Annotated in this window: 26 protein-coding genes and 1 pseudogene; 16 read left to right on the forward strand and 11 right to left on the reverse strand. The window is 70.7% G+C overall.

Translation table 11 applies throughout. From position 1 onward, the window contains the following. Positions 1 to 185: 185 nt before the first annotated feature. On the forward strand, positions 186 to 1,241 hold the full coding sequence (locus tag ACFVW8_RS15025) for a Zn-dependent alcohol dehydrogenase (protein WP_389689879.1): 1,056 nt from the start codon (positions 186 to 188) through the stop codon (positions 1,239 to 1,241). Positions 1,242 to 1,269: 28 nt separating this feature from the next. Here ACFVW8_RS15025 and ACFVW8_RS15030 read toward each other — a convergent pair whose 3' ends face one another. Then, positions 1,270 to 2,265, reverse strand: coding sequence for a GlxA family transcriptional regulator (locus tag ACFVW8_RS15030; protein ID WP_389689881.1), 996 nt, complete (start codon positions 2,263 to 2,265; stop codon positions 1,270 to 1,272). A gap of 141 nt (positions 2,266 to 2,406) precedes the next feature. Between ACFVW8_RS15030 and ACFVW8_RS15035 the strand changes: the two genes are divergently transcribed. Continuing rightward, positions 2,407 to 3,657, forward strand: a complete 1,251-nt coding sequence (locus ACFVW8_RS15035; protein ID WP_389689991.1) for an MFS transporter — start codon at positions 2,407 to 2,409, stop codon at positions 3,655 to 3,657. Positions 3,658 to 3,698: 41 nt separating this feature from the next. Continuing rightward, entirely contained in the window at positions 3,699 to 4,130 is a 432-nt protein-coding gene (locus ACFVW8_RS15040; protein WP_389689882.1) for a DUF2809 domain-containing protein, read from the forward strand. Here ACFVW8_RS15040 and ACFVW8_RS15045 read toward each other — a convergent pair. Further along, positions 4,081 to 4,416, reverse strand: a complete 336-nt coding sequence (locus tag ACFVW8_RS15045; protein WP_389689884.1) for a hypothetical protein — start codon at positions 4,414 to 4,416, stop codon at positions 4,081 to 4,083. The genes ACFVW8_RS15040 and ACFVW8_RS15045 overlap by 50 nt on opposite strands. Positions 4,417 to 4,633: 217 nt before the next feature. Between ACFVW8_RS15045 and ACFVW8_RS15050 the strand changes: the two genes are divergently transcribed. Then, positions 4,634 to 5,950 (forward strand): MFS transporter, encoded by a 1,317-nt coding sequence (locus ACFVW8_RS15050; protein WP_389689886.1) that lies wholly within the window; start codon positions 4,634 to 4,636, stop codon positions 5,948 to 5,950. 25 nt (positions 5,951 to 5,975) lie between these two features. Here ACFVW8_RS15050 and ACFVW8_RS15055 read toward each other — a convergent pair whose 3' ends face one another. Continuing rightward, positions 5,976 to 6,590, reverse strand: a complete 615-nt coding sequence (locus tag ACFVW8_RS15055) for a flavin reductase family protein (protein ID WP_389689888.1) — start codon at positions 6,588 to 6,590, stop codon at positions 5,976 to 5,978. Between the two features lie 144 nt (positions 6,591 to 6,734). Between ACFVW8_RS15055 and ACFVW8_RS15060 the strand changes: the two are divergent. Further along, positions 6,735 to 7,403, forward strand: a pseudogene (locus tag ACFVW8_RS15060) (phosphatase PAP2 family protein); the annotation flags it as partial. Positions 7,404 to 7,445: 42 nt separating this feature from the next. Here the strand turns inward: ACFVW8_RS15060 and ACFVW8_RS15065 are convergent. Both ACFVW8_RS15065 and ACFVW8_RS15070 read right to left on the reverse strand, forming a co-directional pair. Continuing rightward, complete coding sequence (locus ACFVW8_RS15065; RefSeq protein ID WP_389689890.1) at positions 7,446 to 8,141, reverse strand: response regulator; 696 nt, start codon at positions 8,139 to 8,141, stop codon at positions 7,446 to 7,448. A gap of 109 nt (positions 8,142 to 8,250) precedes the next feature. Beyond that, entirely contained in the window at positions 8,251 to 9,672 is a 1,422-nt protein-coding gene (locus tag ACFVW8_RS15070) for a sensor histidine kinase (protein WP_389689892.1), read from the reverse strand. A 158-nt stretch (positions 9,673 to 9,830) separates the two neighbouring features. Here ACFVW8_RS15070 and ACFVW8_RS15075 point away from each other — a divergent pair, with 158 nt between their 5' ends. Next, positions 9,831 to 10,394: a Uma2 family endonuclease gene (locus ACFVW8_RS15075; RefSeq protein WP_389689894.1), complete on the forward strand. Its 564-nt coding sequence runs from the start codon at positions 9,831 to 9,833 to the stop codon at positions 10,392 to 10,394. A gap of 22 nt (positions 10,395 to 10,416) precedes the next feature. Here the strand turns inward: ACFVW8_RS15075 and ACFVW8_RS15080 are convergent, their stop codons facing one another. From ACFVW8_RS15080 to ACFVW8_RS15090, 3 genes are all read right to left on the reverse strand, one after another. Further along, complete coding sequence (locus ACFVW8_RS15080) at positions 10,417 to 11,253, reverse strand: enoyl-CoA hydratase/isomerase family protein (protein ID WP_389689896.1); 837 nt, start codon at positions 11,251 to 11,253, stop codon at positions 10,417 to 10,419. 64 nt (positions 11,254 to 11,317) lie between these two features. Further along, positions 11,318 to 13,546 (reverse strand): acetate--CoA ligase family protein, encoded by a 2,229-nt coding sequence (locus tag ACFVW8_RS15085; protein WP_389689898.1) that lies wholly within the window; start codon positions 13,544 to 13,546, stop codon positions 11,318 to 11,320. Positions 13,547 to 14,229: 683 nt separating this feature from the next. After that, a complete protein-coding gene (locus ACFVW8_RS15090; RefSeq protein ID WP_389689900.1) occupies positions 14,230 to 15,417 on the reverse strand; it encodes a flavin-containing monooxygenase in 1,188 nt (395 codons plus the stop codon). A gap of 173 nt (positions 15,418 to 15,590) precedes the next feature. On the opposite strand from ACFVW8_RS15090, the gene ACFVW8_RS15095 reads away from it, so the two are divergent. The 4 genes from ACFVW8_RS15095 (at position 15,591) to ACFVW8_RS15110 (ending at position 18,252) form a co-directional block, all read left to right on the forward strand. Beyond that, entirely contained in the window at positions 15,591 to 16,043 is a 453-nt protein-coding gene (locus tag ACFVW8_RS15095) for a DoxX family protein (protein ID WP_389689902.1), read from the forward strand. 59 nt (positions 16,044 to 16,102) lie between these two features. Then, entirely contained in the window at positions 16,103 to 16,525 is a 423-nt protein-coding gene (locus ACFVW8_RS15100; protein WP_389689904.1) for a Zn-ribbon domain-containing OB-fold protein, read from the forward strand. 78 nt (positions 16,526 to 16,603) lie between these two features. Next, entirely contained in the window at positions 16,604 to 17,386 is a 783-nt protein-coding gene (locus ACFVW8_RS15105) for a thioesterase family protein (protein ID WP_389689906.1), read from the forward strand. Between the two features lie 98 nt (positions 17,387 to 17,484). After that, positions 17,485 to 18,252, forward strand: coding sequence for an SDR family NAD(P)-dependent oxidoreductase (locus ACFVW8_RS15110; RefSeq protein ID WP_389689908.1), 768 nt, complete (start codon positions 17,485 to 17,487; stop codon positions 18,250 to 18,252). A 31-nt stretch (positions 18,253 to 18,283) separates the two neighbouring features. Here the strand turns inward: ACFVW8_RS15110 and ACFVW8_RS15115 are convergent, their stop codons facing one another. After that, a complete protein-coding gene (locus ACFVW8_RS15115) occupies positions 18,284 to 18,877 on the reverse strand; it encodes a DUF1707 domain-containing protein (RefSeq protein ID WP_389689910.1) in 594 nt (197 codons plus the stop codon). A 413-nt stretch (positions 18,878 to 19,290) separates the two neighbouring features. On the opposite strand from ACFVW8_RS15115, the gene ACFVW8_RS15120 reads away from it, so the two are divergent. From ACFVW8_RS15120 to ACFVW8_RS15130, 3 genes are all read left to right on the forward strand, one after another. Further along, on the forward strand, positions 19,291 to 19,674 hold the full coding sequence (locus ACFVW8_RS15120) for a hypothetical protein (protein WP_389689912.1): 384 nt from the start codon (positions 19,291 to 19,293) through the stop codon (positions 19,672 to 19,674). Then, a complete protein-coding gene (locus tag ACFVW8_RS15125) occupies positions 19,674 to 21,125 on the forward strand; it encodes a caspase domain-containing protein (protein ID WP_389689914.1) in 1,452 nt (483 codons plus the stop codon). Before ACFVW8_RS15120 ends, ACFVW8_RS15125 begins: the two co-directional genes overlap by 1 nt. Positions 21,126 to 21,508: 383 nt before the next feature. Further along, positions 21,509 to 21,661, forward strand: coding sequence for a hypothetical protein (locus ACFVW8_RS15130; RefSeq protein ID WP_389689916.1), 153 nt, complete (start codon positions 21,509 to 21,511; stop codon positions 21,659 to 21,661). A 452-nt stretch (positions 21,662 to 22,113) separates the two neighbouring features. On the opposite strand, the gene ACFVW8_RS15135 is transcribed toward ACFVW8_RS15130, so the two are convergent. Continuing rightward, positions 22,114 to 23,076: a transposase family protein gene (locus ACFVW8_RS15135; protein WP_389689918.1), complete on the reverse strand. Its 963-nt coding sequence runs from the start codon at positions 23,074 to 23,076 to the stop codon at positions 22,114 to 22,116. Between the two features lie 105 nt (positions 23,077 to 23,181). Here ACFVW8_RS15135 and ACFVW8_RS15140 point away from each other — a divergent pair, with 105 nt between their 5' ends. Continuing rightward, entirely contained in the window at positions 23,182 to 23,700 is a 519-nt protein-coding gene (locus tag ACFVW8_RS15140; protein ID WP_389689920.1) for a GNAT family N-acetyltransferase, read from the forward strand. An 83-nt stretch (positions 23,701 to 23,783) separates the two neighbouring features. Here the strand turns inward: ACFVW8_RS15140 and ACFVW8_RS15145 are convergent, their stop codons facing one another. Then, entirely contained in the window at positions 23,784 to 24,224 is a 441-nt protein-coding gene (locus ACFVW8_RS15145; protein ID WP_389689922.1) for a hypothetical protein, read from the reverse strand. Positions 24,225 to 24,309: 85 nt separating this feature from the next. Here ACFVW8_RS15145 and ACFVW8_RS15150 point away from each other — a divergent pair, with 85 nt between their 5' ends. Continuing rightward, the gene (locus ACFVW8_RS15150; RefSeq protein WP_389689924.1) at positions 24,310 to 25,125 is read left to right on the forward strand and encodes a Scr1 family TA system antitoxin-like transcriptional regulator; all 816 of its coding nucleotides are present in this window, start codon (positions 24,310 to 24,312) and stop codon (positions 25,123 to 25,125) included. Continuing rightward, a complete protein-coding gene (locus ACFVW8_RS15155; RefSeq protein WP_389689926.1) occupies positions 25,122 to 25,370 on the forward strand; it encodes a DUF397 domain-containing protein in 249 nt (82 codons plus the stop codon). Before ACFVW8_RS15150 ends, ACFVW8_RS15155 begins: the two co-directional genes overlap by 4 nt. Positions 25,371 to 25,419 lie beyond the last annotated feature (49 nt).

Below are 25,419 nucleotides of genomic sequence, written 5' to 3' on the forward strand. Positions count from 1 at the left end.
GGTTGCAGGGTGCGGGCGCGTTGCCGGGGCGCTGCCCCGGACCCCGGTCCTCAATCGCCGGACGGGCTTGAAATGGCCCCGGCACGGAATGGGCCCGGGTGCCACGTGAGGGGTGGGCCTGAAGGGCCCCGCAGGATCCGCAACACCACCGCCGAGCACGCGCTCGGCCTACCGAGGGAGCCGAGATGAGAGGCGTCGTTTTCGACGGCAAGCGCACCGAGGTCGTCGACGACCTGGAGATACGTGATCCGGGCCCCGGCGAGGTGCTGGTGGCCGTGGCCGCGGCAGGGCTCTGCCACAGTGATCTGTCGGTGATCGACGGAACGATCCCGTTCCCGCTGCCGGTCGTGCTCGGGCACGAGGGCGCAGGTGTGGTCGAGGCGGTCGGCGCGGGCGTGAGCCATGTCGCGCCGGGCGACCACGTGTCCCTGTCCACCCTGGCCAGCTGTGGCGCCTGCGCGCAGTGCGACCGGGGCCGGCCCACGATGTGCCGCAAGGCGATCGGGATGCCGGGGCAGCCGTTCTCGCGGGGTGGCAAGCCGCTGTACCAGTTCGCGTCCAACTCGGCCTTCGCCGAACGGACCCTGGTCAAGGCCGTGCAGGCGGTGAAGATCCCGGCGGACCTGCCCCTCACCTCGGCGGCCCTGATCGGCTGCGGGGTGCTGACGGGAGTCGGAGCCGTACTGAACCGGGCCAAGGTCGACCGCGGCGAGAGCGTCGTCGTGATCGGCACCGGCGGCATCGGGCTCAACGTCATCCAGGGCGCCCGGATCGCCGGCGCGCTGACCATCGTCGCGATCGACTCCAACCCGGACAAGGAGGCGGTGGCCCGGCAGTTCGGCGCCACCCACTTCCTCACCTCGGCGGAGGGCGTCCGGGAGATCCTGCCGCACGGCGCCGACCACGCCTTCGAGTGCGTGGGCCGCACCGAGCTGATCCGTACCGCGATCGACCTGCTGGACCGGCACGGCCAGGCGATCCTGCTGGGCGTACCGGCGGCGACCGCCGAGGCGTCGTTCCTCGTCTCGTCGATGTACCTGGACAAGTCGATCCTGGGCTGCCGCTACGGCTCGTCGCGTCCGCAGCGCGACATCGCCCTGTACGCGGACCTGTACCGGGAGGGCCGGCTGCTGCTGGACGAACTCGTCACCGAGACCTACCCGGTGGAGGACTTCGCGAAGGCGGTGGACGACGCGCACCACGGGCGGGTGGCGCGGGGCGTGCTGGTGTTCCGGGCCTGAGGGCCGTGAGGGCCGCCTGCGCGGCGGCTCAGGCCCGGCTCCCGGTCGTCGCCGCCCGGAACGTCCGGCGGTACCCCGTCGGTGACACCCCCAGAGCCGCCTGGAGGTGCTGGCGCAGTGAGGTGGGGGTGCCGAAGCCGGCGTCCCGGGCGACCTGGTCGATCGGCAGGTCGGTGGACTCCAGCAGCCGGCGGGCCCGCTCCACGCGCTGCTGGGTCAGCCACTGGACGGGGCTGACCCCGACCTCTTCGCGGAAGCGGCGGGTGAAGGTCCGTACGCTCATCGACTCCCGCTGTGCCATGTCGCGCAGCAGGATCGGCCGCTCCAGCCGGCTGAGCGCCCAGGCCCGTGCGCTGGTGGTGCCGGCGAGCTGGGCGTCGGGGACCGGGCGCTGGATGTACTGCGCCTGGCCGCCCTCGCGGTGCGGGGGTACGACCGTGCGGCGGGCGACGTCGTTGGCGACGGCGGCGCCGTGGTCGCGGCGCACGATGTGCAGGCAGAGATCGATGCCGGCGGCGACCCCGGCCGAGGTCAGGACGTCGCCGTCGTCGATGAACAGGACGTCGGGGTCGACCCGGACGCTCGGGAAGAGCTGCTGGAAGTGGTCGGCGGATGACCAGTGGGTGGTGGCGGGGCGCCCGTCGAGATATCCGGCGGCGGCGAGCACGTAGCCGCCGGTGCAGATGGAGACCAGGCGGGTGCCGGGCCTGATGAACGCCAACGCCGCGGCGAGTTCCTCCGTCAGCCGGCCCTCGGTGTAGACGGGGCCGAGTTCGTAACTGGCCGGGATCACCACCGTGTCGGCTGTGGCGAGGACCTCCGGGCCGTGCTCGACGGTGATCGTGAAGTCCGCGTCGGTGGCGACCGGGCCGGGCGGCCGGACCGAGCAGGTGACGACGTCGTAGAGTTTCGCACCCCGGTTGAGCGGTTCGGTTCCGATCGAACGGCTGAATATCCTTTGCGCGATGCCCAGTTCGAACGGAAGCACGCCATCGAGGGCGAGAACGACGACTCGGTGCGGCACGGCGGTCTCCCTTCACCACTAGCTGGTATAGACCATAAGCTGATACATGTCATCGGTGTGAAGGAAAAGTCGGCGGACCACGCATGCATTCCCACCGTGGGCAGTGAGAGCGTTTTGCGTGATTCATCTCCTGTGTCCCCGTTGAACCCGCTGTCCTCGCTGCCCCCGGCGCCGCCTCTTCCACCCCTGCCCACCGGGCCCGGCCGGCTCTGGAACCGCAACTTCCGGCTCTTCTTCGTCGCCAGGACCGCGGCGCTCTTCGGTGACGGAATGATCCCGGTGGCGCTCACCGCGGGACTGCTGGGGGCCGGCCGTCCCCACTCCTCGGTGGGGTACGCGCTGGCGGCCTGGATGGGTCCGCTGGCACTGTTCGTCCTGTTCGGCGGCGTACTGGCCGACCGGTTCACCCCGCGCCGCATGATGATCATCGCCGACACGCTGAGGCTGATCGGCGCCTCGGCGCTCGCGGTTTCCTTCGCGACCGGAAACCCCCCACTGTGGGCGGTGTACGCGCTGAGCGCGGTGGCCGGTGTGGGGGCCGCGCTCTTCCAGCCGGGGGTCGCCTCGACCGTGCCCCGGGTGGCCTCGGACGTGCAGCGCGCCAATGCGGTGCTGCGCGTATCCGAGGCGCTGATGACCATGGCGGGCCCGGCGTTCGCGGGTGTCCTCGTCGGCCTGGCGAGCGCCGGCGCGGTCTACGCGGCGAACGCGTCGACGTTCCTGGTCTCCGGCGTTTGCCTCTTCCTGCTCCGGCTGGCCCCGGCCCCGTCGGACGACGCGCAGCGCGGCACGTTCGTCGCGGAACTGGTGGACGGATGGCGCGAGTTCAGGGCACGCAGCTGGCTGTGGGGGGTCATCGCGATCTGGACGGTGTACGGATTCACGGTGCTCGGCCCGATGCTTCCGCTGACCGCCGTCGAGGTCACCGAGGCGCACGGCTCGGCTACGTACGGCGCGATGATGGCGGTGAACGGCGCGGGCAGTGTCGTCGGCGGCCTGCTCGCCCTGCGGCTGCGGCCCCGCCGTCCGCTGGCGGTGGGCGCCGTGGCGCTGACGGGGGTGTGCGTCAATCTGCTGGCGCTGGGGCTCGGGCTGCCCGTGTTCGCGCTGGGGACCGGTCAGTTCATCGCCGGCGCGGCGTTCGCGTTCTGGCTGGTGATGTGGTCGACGACCGTCCAGACGCAGGTGCCGCCGGAGGCGCTGAACCGGCTGCACGCGTACGACGTGGCCGGGTCCCTGCTGATGCTGGCGGCGGGCCGGGCGCTGGCGGGCCCGGTCGCGGACGTGGTCGGCGCACCGGAGGTGCTGCTGGCCGGGGCGGTGATCAACATGCTGGCGGTGGGCGTGCTGCTGGCGGCCCGGCCGATCCGGCGGCTGGAGCGGATCAGGTGAGCCCGCGCGACCGGAGCGCGCGCTCTGCTCGGGCGCGGGCCGTGGGGGGTAGGAGAGGCCGAAGTGCGCGCCGGGCGCGGGCCGTGGCGGTGGGGGCGGCCGCGGTGACGGTCGCGGCCGGGCTCGGTGTCCGTACCGCCGGCGACGGCGCTGCCGCCAAGTACGCGGGAGACGCGCTCTATACGGTACTGATCTGCGCCCTCGTCGCGCTGTGCGCGCCCCGCGCCCGGCCGGTCACCGTGGCCGCCACCGGTCTTGGGATCAGCTGGGCGGTCGAGCTGCTCCAGCTGACCGGGGTGCCGGCGGACCTGTCCCGGCAGAGCGCGGTGGCCCGGCTGGTGCTGGGCTCGACCTTCAACGCGCCCGATCTGTTCTGGTACGCGGTGGGCGCGGCGGGTGTCTGGGGTGTGCTGACCGCAGCGGCTACTTCCCGCCGGCGCGAGCCCGTTCCTCGGACTTCTGCATCTCGATGACCTGGAGGACGTGCGCGCTCGTCTGCCGGCGCACGCTGCCTCCGACGAGCAGCGCGGCACCGAGCACGGACAGCGGCCCGGACGCGGCGAGGAGGGTGAGCTGCTTGGGCAAGGCGGTGACCCGCACGCAGTTCGACACCGTGCGGTAGCAGTACGCGTCCTGCTGGTCCACCAGCACGAACGCCAGCCAGATCCACAACGCGCAGGCGGCGAGCAGCAGGACGACGCCCCACCCCTGCATCAGCGCGGACCGGTGGTGGAAGTTCTGGCGTGCGACCCACTGCATGAAGTCCCCCGAGGACGTGGACGGAGCGGCACGCGTGCGTGTACGGGCCGCCGGCGAAGGAGAGCGTACGCGGACCGGTCCACGCGCCTGTCCGGACCCCGGTCCACGCGCCTGTCCGTCGCCCGGCTCCGTCGCCCGGCCCCGTGGCCTGATTCCTGCGAACCGTGTCCCTCGGGCCACTCGTGGAGCGGGTGGCCGTGACCGGATGCTTGGCGACGTGACCCAGACAACCGAGAGTTCCGCCCGGGGCATGCGGCGGCGGACCGCCCCCGACGCACAGCACCGGCCGCGCTTCCACCGCGCCTGGATCGTCGCCGCCGTCACCTTCGTGACGATCATCGGCGGCGCCGCGTTCAACTCCCTCCCGGGGCTGCTCATCGACCCGCTCCACACGGAGTTCGACTGGTCGCGCGGCGAGATCGGTCTCGCGGTGTCGATCGACATGGCGCTCTACGGCCTCACCGCGCCGTTCGCCGCGGCGCTGATGGACCGGTTCGGCATCCGCCGGGTCGTGGTCGTCGCGCTGAGCGCGGTCGCCGCCGGGGCACTGGCCAGCGTCTGGATGACGGCGGCCTGGCAGCTGATGATCTACTGGGGGCTGCTCGTCGGCCTCGGCAGCGGTTCGATGGCGATGGCCTTCTCCGCGACGGTCACCAACCGCTGGTTCGTCGCCCGCCGGGGCCTGGTCACGGGCATCCTCACCGCGGCGGGCGCCTCCGGCCAGCTGGTGTTCCTCCCGCTCTGCGCCTGGATCATCGACGCGCACGGCTGGCGCCCGGCCTCGGTGACCGTCGCACTCGCCGCCCTGGTCGTCGTCCCGTTCGTGTGGCTCCTGATGCGCGACCACCCGGCCGATGTGGGCCTGGCCCCGTACGGCGGCACGTACGTGGAGAAGCCCGCACCCGCACGGGGCGCGGCGAGCCGGACCGTACGCATCCTGCTCGACGCCGCCCGCACCGGACCGTTCTGGCTGCTGGCCGGCACCTTCGCGATCTGCGGCGCCTCGACCAACGGCCTGATCCGTACGCACTTCGTGCCCTCGGCGCACGACCACGGCATGCCGATCACCGCCGCCGCCTCGCTGCTCGCGGTCATCGGGATCTTCGACATCATCGGGACGATCTTCTCCGGCTGGCTCACCGACCGCTTCGACGCCCGGCGGCTGCTGGCCGTCTACTACGCGCTGCGCGGGATCTCGCTGCTGTTCCTGCCGATGCTGATGGCGCCGACCGTGCACCCGCCGATGGTCTTCTTCATCGTGTTCTACGGCCTGGACTGGGTCGCCACGGTCCCGCCGACCCTGGCCCTGTGCCGCGAGCAGTACGGCGAGGACAGCGCGATCGTCTTCGGCTGGGTCCTCGCCTCCCACCAGGTGGGTGCCGCCCTGGTGGCTTTCCTGGGCGGAGTGGCGCGCGATGCGTTCGGCTCGTACGACATGGTCTGGTACGCGTCCGGGGCGCTGTGCGCGACGGCCGCGCTGATGGCACTGGTGATCCGGCGGGTCCGCGAGCCGGCGGACGCCGTCGTCCGGTGAGCGGGGCGGCCCAGGCGCAGGACGCTCACCGGCTGAAGTGGCCGAACGCCCCTTGGTGGAACAACAGCGGCCCGCTCCCGCCCTCGTCCGCAGCCGCCCCAAGTGCCTCCACCCGGCCGACCACGATCAGATGGTCGCCGCCGGTGTGGACGGCCTGGATGCGGCAGTCGACCCAGGCGGGCACGGACTCCAGCAGCGGGGACCCGGTCGCGGGGGCGGGGGTGTGGGCCACTCCGGCGAACTTGTCGGCCCCGCTGACCGCGAACGACCGGCACAACGCGCCCTGTTCGGCCCCCAGGATGTTGACGCAGAAGGCCCCGGCCCGGGCGATGCGCGGCCAGGTCGTCGACGTGCGGGCGACCATGAACGCGACCAGCGGCGGGTCCAGCGAGAGCGAGGCGAACGACTGGCAGGCGAAACCCGCCGGACCGGCCGGGTCGTCCGGGTCGTGCGCGGTGACGACGGTGACCCCACTGGCGAAGTGCCCGAGCACCCGGCGGAATTCGCCCGGATCGACGGGCAGCCGCTCGTCGTCGGTGACGGCCCGCAGATCCGGACGCGGCAGCGGATCGACCGTCGCCGGGGCGACGGCCGTCGCGGCGCCGACGGACCTGAGGTAGCGGACTGCGGTCGCGGCCATTCCTGCGTGTCCCATCACTCTTCGATTAGAGCTGACGGCCTGTCAGATTGGAAGGGGTGCGGACCGTCCCCCGACCTTCGTCAGGGGTCGGCACCGCCGTTCGGCCCGGGCGCCCGGCGTCTTTCACTTCTATGTTCGCTTCCCATGAGGCGACAAGGACGAACGAGGCGAAAAGCAGGGCGGGAGACCGCAGGCGGCACCGGAGCCGGGAGGCCGCTGCTCGCGGTCGGCGTCCTGGGCGTGGGGGCGGGCGCCGTCGTGGGACTCGCGCCCGGGGGATGGGGGACGGCCGATCCGGTGGAAGTGACGGGTGGTGCGTCGGCGTCGGCGTACCACTCGGTGACCGGGTCGGTTGCCGACGGGCCCTCCTGGACCGGCCCACTGCTGGAAGCGGCCACGGACGGGGCACTGCTGGCCCTCGGCCTGCTTCTGGCGTGGACCTGGTGGCGCGCGGTACGCCGTGCGGACACCCGGCTGTCTGCCGGCGCCGTGCTCGTCGGGATCGGCACGGTGCTGGCGTACGCGATCAGCGAGGCCGTGAAGCTGGTGGTGGACGAGGAGCGCCCCTGCCGGGTCCTGCGCCACGGCGCGGCGGTGGTCGCGGAGTGCCCGCAGCCCGGCGACTGGTCCTTCCCGAGCAACCACGCCACCCTGGCGGCCGGTATCGCGGTGGGTCTTGCGATGCTGCGGCCGCGCCTCGCCGCGGTCGCTCTGCCGTTGGCGGGCGCGACAGCGCTCCTGCGGGTCGTGGTGGGGGTGCACTACCCGCACGACGTGCTGGCAGGGGCGGCTCTCGGGGGCGGGGTCACCGCGGCGGCGCTGATTGTGTTCCTGCCGCCGGCCCGGGTGGCGGCGTCAGCGCTCGCGAGGCGGCTCGGCCGACTCCATGGGGGCGACGACGCCGGCCTCATGGGCGACGACCGCCGCGGCGGCACGGTTGTCCACACCCAGTCTGGCGAGGATGGAGCTCACGTGCGCCTTGACCGTCCCCTCCACCAGGTGGAGCCGACGGGCGATCTGCCCGTTGGACAGGCCGCTGCCGAGGAAGGTCAGTACGTCGCGTTCCCGGCCGGTGAGCGAGCGGACCCGTTCCCTGGCGGCAGCGCGGCGTCCGGCCAGCGCACCCGCCCCCGTCGCTGAGAGGTGGGCGACGACCCGCGCCGCGACCTTCGGTGACAGGTAGGCGGCGCCGTCGGCCACCGCGCGTACTCCCGCGATGAGCTCCTCGGGCTCGCCCGACTTGATCAGGAAGCCGGCGGCGCCACCGCCGAGCGCCTGGAGGATGTAGTCGTCCTCACCGAAGGTCGTCAGCATCACCACGCCGGTCCTGTGCACGGTACGCCGGATCTCGGCGGCGGCCTCGATGCCGTTCGTCCCGGGCATCCGGATGTCGAGCACGGCGACGTCGGGGCGGTGCCGGCGCGTCAGCTCCACCGCTTCGTGCCCGTCGGCCGCCTCGGCCACGACATCGATGCCCGGATCGGTGGACAGCACGGAGCGCACGCCCGCGCGGATCATCGGCTCGTCGTCGGCGATGAGGACCCGGATCATGGGCAAGGAACTCCGTTCATGGGGACGGTACATGGGCTCGGTAGCCGGGGTGGGGTTCGCGGTCATTGGACGGTTGACGGCACTGTGCGTTTCACGGGCGTCGTGTGGTTCATGGCGCGAGGACCTCCTTGGACATCAGCCGTCCGGCCCGGAAGCAGAGCCGGTACGTGTCCCCGGACCGGTCGTCGAAGCGGTCCGCCGTCATCGCGTAGTACGCGCAGGTGATGCCGGCCCCCTCCGGTTCCCCGGCCGCCGCTCGCCGCGTGGTCTCGCGGTCGGGCAGTTGCGACGAGTCCCGGTCCTGGCCCACCCGTAGCCGGGCATAGTCGCCCGGGTCCAGGACGGACTGCCGGGCCGAGCGGATGTCCCAGCCCATCAGCGCGGCACTCAGCACCGCCCATACTGTCAGGGGCAGCACGACCGCGACGGCCAGTGTCCGGCGGACCCGGCTCCGGGCGTTTCGGTGCTCGGTGGGCAATGCGGCGGCGGGCACGGCCGGGGACGGTGACGGGAGGCGGACGGACGGCGGGTGCACGGGCCGGCGGTGCGGTATCAGTGCGGCGACCGCGAAGCCGCCTTCGTGCGGACCGTACGAGAACGAGCCGCCCGCCTGCCGCACCCGTTCGTCCAGCCCGATGAGTCCCCGCCCGGTGCCCGGAACATCCCCGGGGCGCTGCTGTACGGGCGCGTTCTCCACCCGGACCGTCGTCTTCCCGGCGGCGTGGGCCAGCAGCACGTCCACCCGGGCCCCGGGCGCGTGCTTGGCGGCGTTGGTCAGCGACTCCTGGACGACTCGGTGGGCGGCTCGCGCGGCCGAGGGCGGCATCTCCCCGGCGTCGCCCTCGATGCGCAGGCTGACCGGGAGGCCGGCCGCCGCGGCCTCCTCGACCAGCCGGGGAATGCCGTCACCGGGCGCCTGCGGAGGTCCGTCGTCCACCTCCTCGCGCAGCAGGCCGATCACCTCGCCGAGCCGCTCCACCGAAGCGGCCGCCCGCGCCCGGATTTCGCCGGCCGCCGCCCGATGCGACTCGTCGAGCCCCGGTGCGAGCTTGAGTGCGCCCGCCGAGAGGGCGATGAGACTGAGGTCGTGACCGAGGAGATCGTGCATGTCCTGGGCGATGCGGGCCCGTTCGCGGGACCGCGCCTGCTCGGCGACCAGCCGTTGTTCACGCTCCAGCCGGCCCGCCCGCTCCCAGCCCGCCCGGACGAGCTCCTGGTACTGACGCCAGAAACGCCCCACGAACCACGGAAGCATCCCGGCAGCCACCACCACCGCGACGAACCGACCCGCCATCAACAGCCAGGACGGCACCAGGGCCACTGCCACCACCCCGCCGGCCACCACAGAGACCAGCACGAGGGCCGTGGGCCCGGTCCTTCCGGGCTCCCGGCCGGCGAGGAACGCCGCCACCGACGCGGGCAGGGCCCACCACACGCTGACGGTGCTCAGCACGACACAGGCCGTCGCGGCGACGGTCGCAAGGCTCTCCGGTGCGGCGGCCCGCCGGGCCGCCCCACTGATCCTGTTCATCGCTCTGTCCACCCGCACGACCGTACGCAGCCGGGGGAGGAGCCGACACTGCCGAAAGTCGGATTCCCCGGCACTTCGCCGCCCGCCGGTGCGACGACACGTGGTTTTCCCACGGCTACTCTGAGTCGTCAGGGATCGATTGGGCGGGAGGAGGCGCGATGACCAGTGCGCCCGACTACGGCCAGGGCATCGACTCCGAACGTGCCCTGAAGTTCGCCGTGCAGCGGTTCCGCGGGGACCGGGTCCAGATCATCGAGGGGATCATCGAGCCGGTGTCACCGACCTGGGACCACGAACGTGCAGCCCGAGTGGTTCGTCGGCAGATCGAGGGTCGCGTCGATGAACTGGGGTGTGTCGAAGGTTCCGGAAACCTGGACCTGCCCGGTTCTTCGAACTGGTACGTCCCGGACATCGCAGTGGGCCCCGAGGCGCTTGCCAAAGGCGGCGGGGCGCTGCTCCCCGACCAGACACTCCTCGTCGTGGAAGTCACGTCCGAGTCGGACGCGGAGACCGACCGTGTCGTGAAGCGCCGCCGGTACGCCGAGTACCGGGCGCCGCTGTATCTCCTCGTCGACCGGATCGAGGGCAGCGTGACGCTGTTCTCCGAGCCGGGGCACCTGGGCTACACCCGGGTGGACGGCCCGCACCCCTTCGGGGCGGTTCTGCGGCTGCCGGATCCGTTCGGCCTGGACCTGGACACGAGCGGGCTGTCACCCGCGTGAACGACGCTCCGGGGCGGTACGCCTAGATTCCCCGGTACTTCGCCGCCCGCCGTTCCACGAAGCTCGCCACGCCCTCGTTGGCGTCCTGCGTCGTCATGTTGATCTCCTGGGCCATGGCCTCGGCGGCGAACGCCGTGGTCCGGTCGGAGTCCAGTGAGGCGTTGACCAGCTGCTTGGTCAGGGCGATCGAGCGAGTGGGCCCCTCGGCCAGCCGCTGGGCCCAGGCCCGCGCCGTCGCCGGCAGTTCCTCGTCCGGGACGGTCCGGTTGACCAGGCCCAGGCGTTCCGCGTCCGGTGCCGGGAGCGAGTCGCCGAAGAACATCAGCTCCTTGGCGCGCTGCGGTCCGATCAGCCGGGGCAGCAGGTACGCGCCACCGCCGTCCGGTACGAGGCCGCGGCGCACGAACACCTCGATGAACTTGGCGGATTCGGCGGCCAGGACCAGATCGCAGGCGAACGCCAGATGGGCGCCGATACCGGCCGCCGTGCCGTTGACCGCGGCGATGACCGGCTTCTCGCAGTCGAGGACCGCGGCTATCAGGCGCTGGGCGCCGAGCCGGATCATGCGGGCGACATCGCCTGGAACCCGGTCGCCGGTCGCCGGGGCGCCGCGCAGATCGGCGCCGGCGCAGAAGCCGCGGCCGGTGGCGGTCAGGACGACGGCCCGGATCCCGGGGTCGGCGGAGGCCTCGGCGAGCAGCGCGATGATGCGTTCGCGCTGGTCCCAGGTAACGGCGTTCATCGCCTCGGGGCGGTTGAGGGTGATCCACGAGACGCCGTTGTCAGTGGTGTGGAGTATCAATGATTCAGGCGCCCCGGAGGGGGTGTTGCGAGCGGTGTCTTCGGGGGAGGACGGCATGAAGCAGCTCCTGGGCAGGTGGCGGTGGTGGAGGGGCGTGATGGCGGGTCGGCGGGGCGGCCGGTCAGCGGCAGACGGCGAGCGCGTCCAGCGCCACCGCGCCCTGTCCGCGGCCCAGCACCATCAGCGGGTTGATGTCCAGCTCGCAGAGGTCGTCGCCCAGTTCGAGCGCCATCCGCTGCACCCGCAGCACCACTTCGACGAGCGCGTCCACGTCCACCGGCGGGCCGCCGCGCACCCCTTCCAGCAGGGCCCGGCCGCGCAGCTCGCCGAGCATCGCGCGCGCCTGGTCCTCGCCGAAGGGCGGCACCCGCACCGCCGCGTCGTGCAGTACCTCGACCAGTACGCCACCGAGCCCGACGGTCACGGTCGGGCCGAACAGGGCGTCCTGCGTGACGCCGACCATCATCTCGACGCCCCGCTCGACCATCTGGCAGACCAGGATCCCGTCCAGCTCGATGTCCTCGTAGCGTGCGATGTCGGTCAGTTCCCGATAGGCGTCCCGCACCTGGCTCGCCGAGGTCAGGCCGACCTTGACCAGGCCGAGCTCGGTCTTGTGGGCGAGCCTGGCGCCGGATGCCTTCATGACGACGGGGTAGCCGACCAGGCCCGCCGCCCGGACGGCAGCCGCTGCGCTGGTCACCAACTGCTCTCGGGGCACCCGGATTCCGTACGCCCGCAGCAGCTGCTTCGCCGCGTGCTCGCTCAGCTGGTGGCCCGGGCGCATCAGTGCCTGCGCCTTGCGGAACGAGGGCGACGGCGTGCGCGGTGCCTCGTCGAAGGGGGAGCGGTAGGACGCGACGAACCGGTGGTGGTCCAGATAGGCCTTCACGGCGGTGATGCAGTTGCCGAAGGTGCGGAAGGTGGCGACGCGGGACGAGCCGAGCAGCGTCGTGCGGTAGGCCTCCTCCGTGCCGACCGGCGAACCCCACACCACGCACACCAGCTTGTCCGTGGCCTCCGCCGCGTCCACCAGGTCCTGTGCGAGCTTGTCGCTCATCGGCGGGAAGGGGCCGGTGATCGGACAGATGAGCACCCCGACCCCGGGGTCGGCGAGAATCGCGTCGATGATCTTCCGGCCGCGCCAGTCGCCGACCGGGTGCCCGCCGTTGTCGACGGGGTTCGCCACGTTCAGGTAGCCGGGTATCCAGGTGTGCAGCTCGGCCTGCTTCTCCTCGGACAGGACCGGGATCTCCAGGCCGGCCGCCGTCGCCAGGTCCGAGAAGTGCGCGCCCGTGCCGCCCGAGATCGAATACACCACGACCCCGTCGGCCAGTGGTTTGCGCGCTCGTGCCAGGAGGGCGGCGGTGTCCTGGAGTTCGTCGAGACCGTTCACCCGGATCACGCCGAACTGCCGCATCGCCGCGTCGACGACCTGGTCGGCGCCGGTCAGCTTGCCGGTGTGTGACGCGGCCATCCTGGCCCCCGTCTCGGTCCGCCCGACCTTGACCGCCACCACCGGGACGCCGGCCCGTGCGGCCCGGTCGGCGGCGAGCAGGAAGGAGCGTCCGTCCTTGAGCCCCTCCACGTAGCAGGCGATGGCGCCGACCTCGGGGCGCTGGGAGAAGTACGAGATGAAGTCGGAGGTCTCCAGATCCGCCTCGTTGCCCGTGGGCGCCCAGTGCGAGAGCCGCACGCCCAGCTCCTGAAGGGTGTAGACGGGGCGCCCCTGGTGGCCGGACTGGGTGATCAGCGCGATTGCCGGCCCGTCCAGATCGTCGCGGAACTTCTCGAAGGCGTTGAGGTTGGTGTTCGGCCCGAGCAGCCGCAGCCCCGACCGCTCCACCGCGGCGGCCAGCCGGGCCTGCGCGGCGGCGCCCTCCGCCCCGGTCTCCGCGAAACCGGACGCGAAGGCGACGGCGAATTTCACCTTGGCCTGCGCGAGTTCCTCGATCACCGGGAGCGGGTCGCCGACCAGCAGTACCGCCAGGTCCACCTGTTCCGGCAGTTCGGCGACGGAAGGAGAGCACGCCCGCCCGAAGACGGACTCCCGCGTGGGGTGCACCGGATACAGCCGCGCCCCGACCCGCTCGGCCCAGGCGATCAGCTGCCGGGTGATCCCGGTGTTGGGCCTGCCGTCGGTGTCGGATGCGCCGATGACCGCCACGGACTCCGGCCGGAAGAACCGGTCCAGATCCGGCACGGTCGCGTGCAGCGGGCGGCCGCTGACGTCGAGATCGCCTTCCGCCGCGGCGGCCGCCATGCTGTGGACGGCGGCGTGCGGCTCCTCGCCGCAGGCCACCACCCTGGCGCGGAAGTCGGTGGTGAGGGTGCCGTGAGTCGATCCAAGCATCGTTCCGCCCACTCCTGCTCGAAGGTCCTCGGCGCTCGTCCTGCCCGCCCGGCGTCATTAGCTGACGCCGTGTCAGGTTACTGAACTGACGGCCCGTCAGGAATGGGTGTGCAGGCAAAGGCTGAGAGTGGGCCTTCCGCCCGGCCCCCCGACGGGCTCTTCGACAGGCTCCTCCACGGGCCGCGGCGCCCACTCCGGGACTGTCGGCGACCGCTCGGGGCCTGCCCCGGTATCCGCCGGGGCCTGCCCCGGTAACCGCTTCGAGCCTGCCCCGGTGATCCCTCATGGCCTGCCGGCTGAACACGCAATGCCCGTCCGGCGGCCGTTTCCGGCCTGCCCGGGCGGCCGTTTCCGGGCCTGCCCGGCAATCGCTCCGGGTCTGTCCCGGCGATCCCCGGGCCCGGTCGGCGATCCTCCGAGATTGCCCGGCGATCCCCGGGCCCGGTCGGCGATTCCTCTGAGGCTGCCCGGCAACTACTCCGAGCCCGCCTGGTGGCCTCTCCGGGCGTGTCCGGCAACCACTTCAAGCCCGCCCGGCGATTGAGGGCGGAGCAGCACTCCGGGATACCCGGGCCCAGGGGTGAGCAGTACCCCGGGGCGACTGGCCCCGAGGCGTCGGCCCCAGGCATCGGAACCCCGAGACGCCCCGGCCCCGCGACCCCGCGGTCCCGGCTCCGCACCGGTCAGCCGGTGCGGGCCAGCTTCTTGGCGATCTTCTGCGCGTCCAGGGCGAGTTCACGGAGCATGCCGCTGATCGGGTTGGTGAACCCGGTGAAGTACAGGCCCGGGGCCTGCTTCGGGGTGCGGCCGCCGTGCACCACCGGCCGGCCCCGGCCGTCCAGCACGCCGAGGTGGCCGACCAGCCCCTCCAGCGAACGCAGATAGCCGGTCGCGGCGATCACGGTGTCCGGGGTGACGCGGGTTCCGTCGGTCAGTACCACCGTGTCCTTGTCGAACGACTCGACGGCCGCCACCGGCTCCACCCGGCCGTTCTTCACCGCGTCGAGCAGTCCCACGTCCTGGATGGGGATGGCGCCTTCCTTGACCCGGGAGTACAGGCCGCTCTCCGGGCGGGGCAGCCCCTGTTCGGTGAGGTCGGGCATGGTCGCGCGGGCCATCAGTCCCGCGGCCCGGTCGACCAGCGGGACCGGCAGCCGGCGCACCAGGATGCCGGTGCCCTGGGCGGGCCAGCCCGCCGTGGAGCGACGCAGGATGTGCGGAACGGTCCGCACCGCGAGCCGCACGCGCGAGGCCCCGCCCTCCACCAGGTCGACGGCGATCTCGGCCCCCGTGTTGCCGATGCCCACGACCAGCACGTCCTTGCCCGCGTAGGGGGCCGGGCTGCGGTAGTCGGCGGCGTGCAGCAGCTCGCCGGTGAAGGTGTCGCGCCCGGACCAGTCCGGGATGCGCGGGGTGTGGTTGAAGCCGGTGGCCACGACCACCGCCCGCCCGGTCAGCTCACGGCCGCCGGTCGCGGTCAGCCGCCATCCGGTGCCGTCCGGCGCCCGGTCGATGCGGGAGACCTCGACACCCGTCACCACTTCCAGCTCGTGGTGCTGGGCGTACTTCTCCAGGTAGCGCACCACGTTGTCGCGGGACACCCAGCGGCCGAACCGGCGCGGCATGGCCAGCCCCGGGAGGGCGGACCAGCGCCGGGTGGTGTGCAGGTGCAGCCGGTCGTAATGACGCCGCCAGGACGCGCCGACGTCCGTGGACTTCTCCAGGACGACGGCGCGTTGGCCCTGGGCGCGCAGGGCCGCCGCGGCGGCGAGGCCGCCCGGACCGCCGCCGACGACGTAGACGGGCCGGTCCTCGGTGAGGTCGGTGGGGGACGGGGCGGTGCTACCGGCGGTAGGTGTGCTGTCGGACATGCTTCGGAGCGTAATCGCGCGACTCCTTGATGGGTCTCGGTCAAGACCGGAATCGATTGCGAATTGATCACGGGTGCGCACTCATGTGCGACCCCTTGCGCAGCCCGCCGCCATCAGGTGAACTGGCACCCGTCAACTGACGTACCGTCAGATTCCGTGAACGGGAGGGCCCCATGCGGACGATCTGGCTCGACGGAGCCGAGTGGCTCGCCGTGCTCCGAATAGGCCTCGGCCTGTGGTGGCTGGAGAGCTGGCGGCACAAGGACAAGAAGGGCTGGTTCGAGCGCGGCACCGGCATCGCCTGGGCCGCGGACGTCGCGGGGAAGCACCGCTGGCCGGCCGTGCGCGGCGGCTTCGAGAAGATCGTCGCGCCGCGCCCGAAGGCGATGGCGTACGTCGTCGTCTACGCGGAACTCGCCCTGGGCCTCGGCCTGGTGACCGGGCTCCTGACTCCGGTGGCGCTGATCGCGGGGCTCCTGCTCAACCTGCTCTACCTGGTGCTGATGATCCACGACTGGGCCGAACAGGGGCAGAACGCGATGATGGCGCTGATCTCACTGGTCGCCCTGTTCGCCATGTCCTGGCAGACCTGGTCCCTCGACCACGCGATCGGACTCTTCCTGTGACGGCCCGAAATCCGGCCCCGGCCCCGACTCCGACCCCGGCCGGCACTCCGCCCCCCACCGTGCCCCCCACTCCGGCTCCCCGCTACGACACCCCGGAGCCCGACACGTTCACCCGCCCCTACTGGGACGCCGCGGCCGAGGGCCATCTGCTGCTGCGCCGGTGCCGGGCCTGTGAGCGGGCCCACCACTACCCGCGCGAGTTCTGCCCGCACTGCTGGAGCGAGGACGTCGACTGGGAACGGGCGAGCGGCCGGGCCACGCTCTACACCTGGTCCGTCGTCCACCGAAACGATCTGCCGCCGTTCGGCACCCGGGTCCCGTACGTCGCGGCTGTCGTCGACCTGGCCGAGGGGCCGCGGATGATGACGGAGGTCGTGGAGTGCGAGGAGTCCGCGCTCGCCATCGGGATGGAGCTGCGGGTGACGTTCCGGCGGGAGGAGGGGCGCGAGGCGGTGGCGGTGTTCGGGCCTGGAGCCCTCTGAGGCCCCGGATGCCGGCCGGCATCCGTACGGTGACACGCTGAGGTTCCTTGATCCGCACAGCCGCGAGGGACCCACTCAATGAACACGGGCAGCTACTACGAGCGCATCGACGCACACCGCTTCAAGCCCACCGCCCACGCGAGCGGCGCGTGGAGCACGGACGAAGTGCACTTCAGCCCGCTCGGCGGCCTCATCGTCCACGCCATCGAGAGCCACCTCGCCGACCGGCCGGGGGCGGCCCTGCTCCTGTCCCGGATCAGCTTCGACATCCTCGGCCGGCTCGCCCTCGACGAGTGCGAGATCCGGGTCGAGACCATCCGGCCCGGGCGGACCATCGAACTCGTCGAAGCCGTCGCGGTCATCGCAGGTCGTCCCGTCGTGCGCGCCAGGGCCTGGTGCCTCGCCTCCGTCGACACCGCCGCCGTCGCCGGAGGCGAGGCCGACAGGCTCACGGATCCCGAGACGCTCGCGCCCTGGGCCATGGCCGCCCTCTGGCCCGGCGGCTACATCGCGTCCATCGACGTCCGCCCGCTCGCGACGCCCCAGCCGGGCCGCACGACCGCCTGGATCTCCACGCCCCTGGACCTCGTCGCGGGCGAGCCCGTCGGCCCGCTCGCGTCCTACATCGCGCTCGTCGACACCGCCAACGGCATTGCCGTACGCGAGTCACCCACGGCCTGGACGTTCCCCAACGTCGACCTGACCCTTCACCTGCACCGCCACCCCGAGGGCCGCTGGACCGGGCTCGACACCACGGTCGTCTTCGGTCCGACCGGCCAGGGCATCACCAGCACGGTCCTGCATGACATCAACGGACCCGTCGGTCACGCCCAGCAGATCCTCACCGTCCGCCCCGCGTAGCGCGCGCGTCCCGTCCACCGGGATCGGGCCCTGCCCGGCCCGGCCGCACGGGATTGGATGGCGGCCGTCGCCGTCACCGCCGTGCAAGGAGCGAACCCATGTCACTCGAAGGACGCGTAGCGATCGTCACCGGTGCGGGCGACGGAATCGGCGCCGCGGTGGCCCGGCGGTTCGCCGCCGAGGGGGCAGGAGTACTGGTCGCGGAACTGAACGAGGAGACCGGCCGCGCCACGGCCGACGCGATCGGCGGCCGGTTCGTGCGTACGGACGTCGGCGACAAGACGCAGGTACTGGCGATGGTCGACGCGGCGGTGCGGGAGTGGGGCCGTGTCGACATCCTGGTCAACAACGCCTGGGGAGCGGGCGATGTCGGCCGGGTCGAGAACAAGACCGACGAGATGCTGGCCCGTGGGCTGGGCGTTGGCTTCTACGGGCCGTTCTGGGCGATGCAGGCAGCGTTCCCGCACATGAAGGAGCGGGGCTGGGGGCGCGTCATCAACATGTGCAGCCTCAACGGCGTGAACGCCCATGTCGGGACACTGGAGTACAACGCCGCCAAGGAGGCCCTGCGCACCCTGACCCGGACCGCCGCCAGGGAGTGGGCCCCGACCGGCGTGGTGGTCAACGCGATCTGCCCGGGGGCGAAGAGCGCGGCCTTCCGCAGGATGATGAGCGACCATCCGGAGCTGGAGGCGCAGTCCGAGGCCATGAACCCCATGGGGCGGATCGGTGATCCCGCCAGGGACATCGCCCCGGTGGCGGCGTTCCTCGCGGGCGAGGGCGCGCGCTACGTCACGGGCAACACGCTCTTCGTCGACGGCGGGTCGCACATCAACGGAGTCGCGTGGGCCCCGGACCTGCCGTGACCGGCGTCAGCCGGCTGTGCGATCCGTCGCCTCAGCGCGACAACTGCTTGCGCTGCTTGCGGCGTTCGCGGAGGTTGGGGTGGCGGATGAGCACGCCGCCCGCGCCGCACGACCCCGTGATCCGGAGCACCGGTGTGCCGGGCAGCCGCTCGCCCGTGGTCTTGTCCTTCATGCCGCCGAGCGCGAGATCCAGCCCGTCCGTGTCCGCCTTCCAGCCCGCCGGGATCACGATCTTCACCCCGGCCATCTGCGCGTCCACCTCGACCTCGACTTCGCGCAGCAGGCACTCGGCCTGAGTGAAGTCGAGACGTACGCCGCCCAGGCCGCCGTACGCGAGAATCCGCGGCGGCACCTTCCAGCGTCCCGTCCGCTCGGCGCCGTGGAAGCCGCCCCGCAGGGTCAGCGGTTCACTGTCCGATTCGGGCACGGCAGGACCGAGGTCATCGGTGAGGGGCTCAAGCTCGCCGCGGGTCTTGGCCGCGAGGGCCAGTCCCAGGCGGGTGTCCAGCTCGTCGAGGTCGATACGCCCGTCGGCCGCCGCCTCCCGCAACACTTCCACGACCGCTTCGCGGTCGGCGTCGGAGGCGCGCATACGTCCGGCGGATCGCGCGGGCTCAGCAGTCATGCGGTTGATAATACGGACGCGAGCACGCGAGGACAGTCCTCCCGGCCTCCCGCGCCGGCTACTCCGGCCTCGGTACTGGTGGGCTCAGCTTCGCGCCGAGGGCGTCGCCCGGCTCTCCCCTCTCAAGCACCGCAACTTGAACCTGCTCGGCTGCCACAGCCTCACTGCCTCGACCCCGGCCGTCCATGCACTATGCCCGCTGCGCGACCCGGATGCGCCTGAGTTGGACGAGGACGACGACGGAGCGGAGGACTGAAGGGTGATGATGACTCCGCCAGCCGTTGACGCGCCTGCGACCCTGATCAGGCTGCCGCTGCCGGGGCTTGGGGTGGACCGACCGGTGTCTGCGCTCCATAGTGACTCGCAGTCCAGTCACTATGCTCAGCGTGACATGAGCTAGGCAGGGGGTAGGGATGGCTTCCGATGTTGAGCTGACACTTGCGGCAGGCACAGGGAAGTTTCACCCGGATGATCGGCGCTGGCTACATCAAGTGGCGACACTGCACACCGATCTGCGCGAGGAAGCCGGGGCGGTATCCGTGCGGGATGCTTCGGAGGAAGGTGCGAAGGGTGCGATGGCGGCCGCAACGCTCGTCGTGGGTTCGTCCGGAGCGCTGACTGCTGCGGTGGCGTGCTTCAGAGCATGGCTGGTCCGGGACAAGACAAGGACGTTGACGGTGACGTGGACTGACGACCAGGGCGCCGAACAGACGCTGACGGTCACCGGAAGCAACGTTGACCAAGCGTCATTCCAGGTTCTGACTGAGGGCGTCGGCAGGCGCCTCGGCGGCAGCTGATGCACGCCGACCCGCGCTACCGCGGGTTACTGATCGGGAACGCCAGCTTCCCCAGCGACCCGCATGCACTTCCTGAGCTGCGCGGACCGCTGGTCGATCTCAAGGAACTCGGGCAGGCACTGACCGATGACAAGGTCGGACTGTTCTCTCCCGGCAACATCCTGTCGCTGCCGGACAAGGAAGTTCATGAGCTGCGGAAAAACCTGGACAAATTCTTCAGCACTGCCATGCGCGAGGACGTGCTGCTGCTGTACTACAGCGGCCATGGCCGGCTCGACGAATACGGCGAGCTGTACCTGTGCGCCAGTGACACCATGCTCGATACCCCTCGTGCCACTGCCTTGAGCGCTGCGGAGATCAACAACATGATCCGCAGTTCAGCCGCCGCGACCGTCGTCATCGTGCTCGACTGCTGCCACAGCGGCGCGTGGAAGGCAGACGTCGACCTCGCCGCTCCAGTGGCAGGCAAGGGCCGGTATGTCCTGACCAGTAACAGATCCACACAGCTCGCACGCGATGCTGAAGCAGAGGGGCAACCCAGCCCATTCACCGAAATGCTCGTGCGCGGCCTGCGACATGCCGAAGCTGCAGGACACCTCACGGTTAGTGAGCTCTACCGGCAAGTGCACCACTGGATGACCGAAGGCAGTCCCCGGCCCCCACAGTTGAGTTTCATCGGGGAAGGCGACATTGCCATCGCCCGCCGAGGGAAGAACCGTCAGAGAAAGCGTCCACATCAGCTCGGGAGTCGGCGATTACTCGCACAACCCCAGGCAGAACAGGATAATAAAAAGCACGCTGTCCAAATCGTTCCCGATGCGGCCACCAAGGAGCCGATAGTCTTCGAGGAGTCATGGACTGGTGATGAGAACCCTCAAGAGTTCAGTCAATACGATGACAGAATCGGGCCGATGGCCATCTGCCTTGTTTTTTCTGGCCTCTTCATATGGGGTTATTTCAGTCTTAGTGGCCTTCTTGCGTGGGTAATGATAGGCCTATTTATTCTGGATATGGCGGCCTTCGCGAATAAGGCTGACGGCTTGTACCCGCGCCGAATGCTGAGACAGAGTATGCGCCCCAGAACACTGCGCATTGACGAAGAGGGTATTACCGCGACCGATGCTTCTGGTCGCCAACATGTCCCATGGTCCATGGTTGCCTCGGTGGTCGTCAAGCACGCCGACACAATAGCCTGGGAACACTATCCGCTCGCACTCCACCTCAATTTGCGCAATCCGGATTCCAGTGCCCCCAGGGTTCTGTACCGCCCGGCCGGATGGCCTACTGGAGTTACTCTTCCGGACGTCTGTCGCGGCCAGATTTGGCTCAAGGCAGACGACTATGTGCCCATCTGCATCTTGGGTCCCATGCCTGAACCTCGCCGAGTAGATATGAAGAACGTGATCGCGATTCACGGAAAAATCTCAGTCCATGCTTATGGGAGCTGGTGACCCTCCTTGCCTTCTGTCGTCAAACGATCGTTTGACGACAGGCAGTCGACGCGTCCAATGAACCTGTGTAATCCGGGAGTCCGAGCGGCGTGAATCCAATCGGGTCCGATGGCGATTGCTGACAGGGTTTGACGACAGGCAGGGGGCAACCCTCCGCAGGGAGGGGCCCCTTGGTGGCGACCCTGGTCTACAGGCGCGTCTCGACGGACCTGCGGTCGGCCGCCCGGCAGGACCTCGTCCTTCAGGATGCCGGGCACCTCCAGCCGTCTCCAACCCCTCCAGCGCCCGAGATTCCGCGAACTGCTCACCTACGCGCCGCCGGGCGACGCCGTGCACATCTCCGAGATGTTCCGCCTCGTGCGCGGGCAATCAGCACATTCTCGATGTCCTCCACCGTGACCGCCTCCCTGCGCATCCACAACTGCGCGTTCTTCGCCATGGACCTCACCGCCCGCCACCCCCGCAACGGCGAGCTGCTGTCCACCGTGAAGTTCATGGCGCAGACCTCGCCGCCGGCGAACTCCAACGCGAGCTGACCTACGACGGACTGCGCGCCGCCGAGGCCAAGGGCACGAAGGGCGGGCGCCGCCCCGCCGTGACGGCCACGAAAACCGCCGACGTACGCACCGCGTACCTGGAAGGCCGCTCCATCGCCGCCCTCGCTCGCGACCACCGGGTCAGCCGCGGCGCGACCCGCACCGCCGAGCTGGAGCCCGCCGAGCGTGCCGCGCCCGACCAGGGGGGCGACCGTACGGCGAGGTCAGGGCTGCCCCCGCGCGTCAGCGCCGTCCCCGCCGTGCACCGCCAACTGCTCGCCCGCTGCCAGCCGCTCGACGGCAGCCAAGGCGTCCCGGCGGTCCCTACCCAGCGCAAGGCCCGCCGCGAATACGAGAACCGAGAGCACACTCGCGCCCCGACCGTGATCGTTCTCACGCGTTTCCCCGCGATTGATCATGGGACGTGTTGGTCTGGGGAGTTGGCTGGCGATTCAGCAGGCAGTCGCGCTGACGGGCACCAGCTCGGTGCTCGTCTTGGGACGGGTGGGCCGCTCCGCGGCGCGGTCGGAGACGAGGGTGGCGATGGCCTGGTGTGTTTCGCCGTAGGTTTCACGGCGGCCGGTGTATCGCTGGAGTGGGCGCCATTGGCGGTGCTCGGCGTTGGCGTGCTCGACGCAGATCCGGCGCGAGGACTGTCGTCGCTTGTGCTCGCGCCAGCCGTACCACTCGGTCACGGGCCCGTCGTCCATGTTCTTCGGTTTCCGGGGTGGGGCGAAGACCTGGGTGGGGAACTCGCCTGCCAGGCCGCGGTAGCCGTCGTCGACCTCGGCGTTTACGCCAAGGTGAAGACGGAGCTGCTCGGCGATGCCTTCGGTACGCATCGCAGTCTGGTCGTGCATCCGGCCGGGCCGCAAGGCGCCGGACCACAGCGTGCGGCCCTGGTGGTCGCTGATCGTGGTGGTCTTGATGGTGTTCTGTTTGCGTTTCCCGGATACGAAGGCTCGCCGGCCCGGACGACCCGCCTGCGGGCGGCGGACCTGGGTTTCCATCCCGTCGATCCGCAGCGTGACATTCTCGGCTTTGGCGTAGGCGAACACGTCGGCCAGCGTGCGCAGGCGCACACCTGGCCGGTCGGAGACGGCGAAACCGCGCCCGGCCAGTAGCTGGAGGAGCTCACCGATCGCCCGTCCGATCGTGGAAGAGCCCACCTCGTAGATCACCCCGAGGGCCTCATGAGTGAGCCCGGTCCGCAGATGCACGAGAGTCACCAGGAGCCGGTCGGTGAAGACCAGGTCGTACTCCGGACCGGCCCCGGACTCCCGTTGGCGGGCCCGGCCACGCCGGTCATGGCGCCCGGACCCGCAGCGGGCTCCCCAGCGCGGAGCAAGTTCGCTGACCAGCGCACCCAGATGCCGGCGGGAGAGACCAGCGAAGGCCGGGTGGGACATGGCCATGCGGCCCTGTTTGATCTGCACGAACAAACAACTCGCGCGGCCTTCTCCGCGTCCCCGTATTCGCGCCCGAGATCAGCGTTGGGCCCAGCCCGATAGCATCGGCGCATGCCCGAGCATCGCCTGGCGCATTCCTCTTCCCGGGCGCCGCTGCCGCCCGGCATGCTGATTCGCGAGCTGGATCTGAGTGATGTCACGGTTGCGGCCACCGTGCACGCGGCGGGCCTGCGTGCCTATGCCGTCGAGGCCGAGCTCATCGGCTTCGACGGCATCCCTGCGCTGTCCGAATCCCTCCAGGACATGACGTCCTTGCCCTTGCGCTGGCTGGGTGCGGTGACCGACGAAGGTACGGTGGCGGCTTTCGTGGCCTGGCAGACCGACAGCGACCGGGCCGTCACCCACATCGACCGGGTCTGCGTGGACCCTGCCTGGTTCCGCCGGGGCCTTGCCTCCTGCCTGCTGGACCACCTGCTCGCCGAGGTGACCGACAGCGGTGAGGTGAGAGTCAGCACCGGAGCGGACAACCAGCCCGCCGTGAAGCTGTACGAAAGGCTCGGCTTCAGACGCGGCGTCGACTTCGAACCCGCACCGGGCCTACGCATGGCCCAGTTCGTACTGCACCGCTGATACCGAGACCACCTACCACCGCACGTCTGGAAGATCCGAAGAGCTCCAATCACCCACCCCAAGATCAATCGTGGGGTAGGCCGTCAGCGCCAACCGCTGTACCGATGTTCCCCGAGGTCGTACTCCTCGGGCATCAGCTGCGCCGTCACCACCCCGTGCAGCAACTCCGCGTCCACGAAGTCCCCCGCCTCGGGCGCCCCACAACGCCAGCTCAGCGGATACGTGTTGCCGTGCGGTGCTGGGATACCCACGTACTGGTCCCGGGTGGCCGGCCCGAAGCACTTCGTACCGGGCGGCCAGTCGAAGTCCTGGCTCGCGCCGGGAGCGAGCAGGAAGTAGGTCCATCGCGCCCCCGCGATCTCCCGCACGACCGGCCCCGGATCGCCGTCGGTGAGCGTGGCCAGATGGTGCAGCACCGCTTCGCCGCGTACGCCGCGCAGCCGGATCGCGTCGAAGTGGATTCCGGACAGGTGGAGTTGGAGCCCCGACGAGGGAACCCATTCGGGGAGTTTCTTCTGCGTCATGGCTACGAGCATTCCGGCGGTTGCGTAGCGTGACCAGGAGGACACGGTCCACATCGGTGAGGTGTGGGGAACGGCGGTGGCGGCTGTGGGGACGAGTAGCGAGACCACGCACGGGCGGCGGCTGGTGGGGGAGCTGATCCGCATCCACCGGGTGCGGGCGGGACTGACGCAGAAGGAAGCGGCGGAACGGCTGCTGATCTCGGAGTCGCTGATGGGGGCGGTCGAACGGGCGGAACGCATCCCCTCGCGCGACCTGCTGATCGATGCCGATGAGGTGTTCGGAGCGGGCGGGGCGCTGAGGGCGTGCTGCGAGTTGGTGGACGAGGAGAAGTACTCGCCGAAGTTCCTGGACTGGGCAAAGCTGGAGCGAACCGCGCGGGTCATCAGCGCGTACGAGACGATGCTGATCCCCGGCCTGCTCCAGACGGAGGCGTACGCGTACGCGCTGCACCGGTCACGCGTACCGGCGTACTCCGAGGCCGAGATCGTCCGGCACGTCGAAGCGAGGCTGGAACGGCAAGCGGTGCTGGCGCGCACGCCTCCGCCGCGTATCGGGTACGTCATCGAGGAATCGGTCCTGGACCGGACGCTCGGCGGGCCCGAGGTACTGAAGGAGCAACTGCGGCACGTACTCGACTGTGTGGAGCGGTTCAACCACCTGACGGTGCAGGTGATGCCGTCGGCGCAGCATACGCATGCGGGGATGATGGGGCCCATGCAGCTGATGTCCACGGCGGAAGGCCGCACTCTGCTGTACGTGGAGGGTCAGGGCGGCGATAGGTTGATCTCGAAGCCGGAGCAGGTGGGCGATCTGTTCGACCTCTTCGGCATCCTGCGGGCTCAGGCGCTCAACCCCTGGAGGTCCGCTGAGGTCATCGAGACGAAGGTGAGGCAACTGTGAGCCACAGGCCCGTACTGACCTGGTTCAAGTCCAGCTACAGCGGCAACGAGGGCGGGGCCTGCATCGAAGTCGCCTACGACTGGCGCAAGTCCAGTTACAGCAACAACGAGGGCGGCGCCTGCGTCGAGGTCGCCACCTGCCCGCACACCGTCCACGTCCGCGACTCCAAGGTCACCGACGGCCCGACCTTCGCGGTCGCCCCCGCCGCCTGGACCGCGTTCCTGGGGCACGCGGCGAACGGCTGACACGTCGAGCCGGTAGGGCGCCGAGGCACGCGGGCGCACGGCCTCCGAT

This window comes from Streptomyces sp. NPDC058221 (assembly GCF_042882365.1).
Classification (GTDB): Bacteria; Actinomycetota; Actinomycetes; order Streptomycetales; family Streptomycetaceae; genus Streptomyces.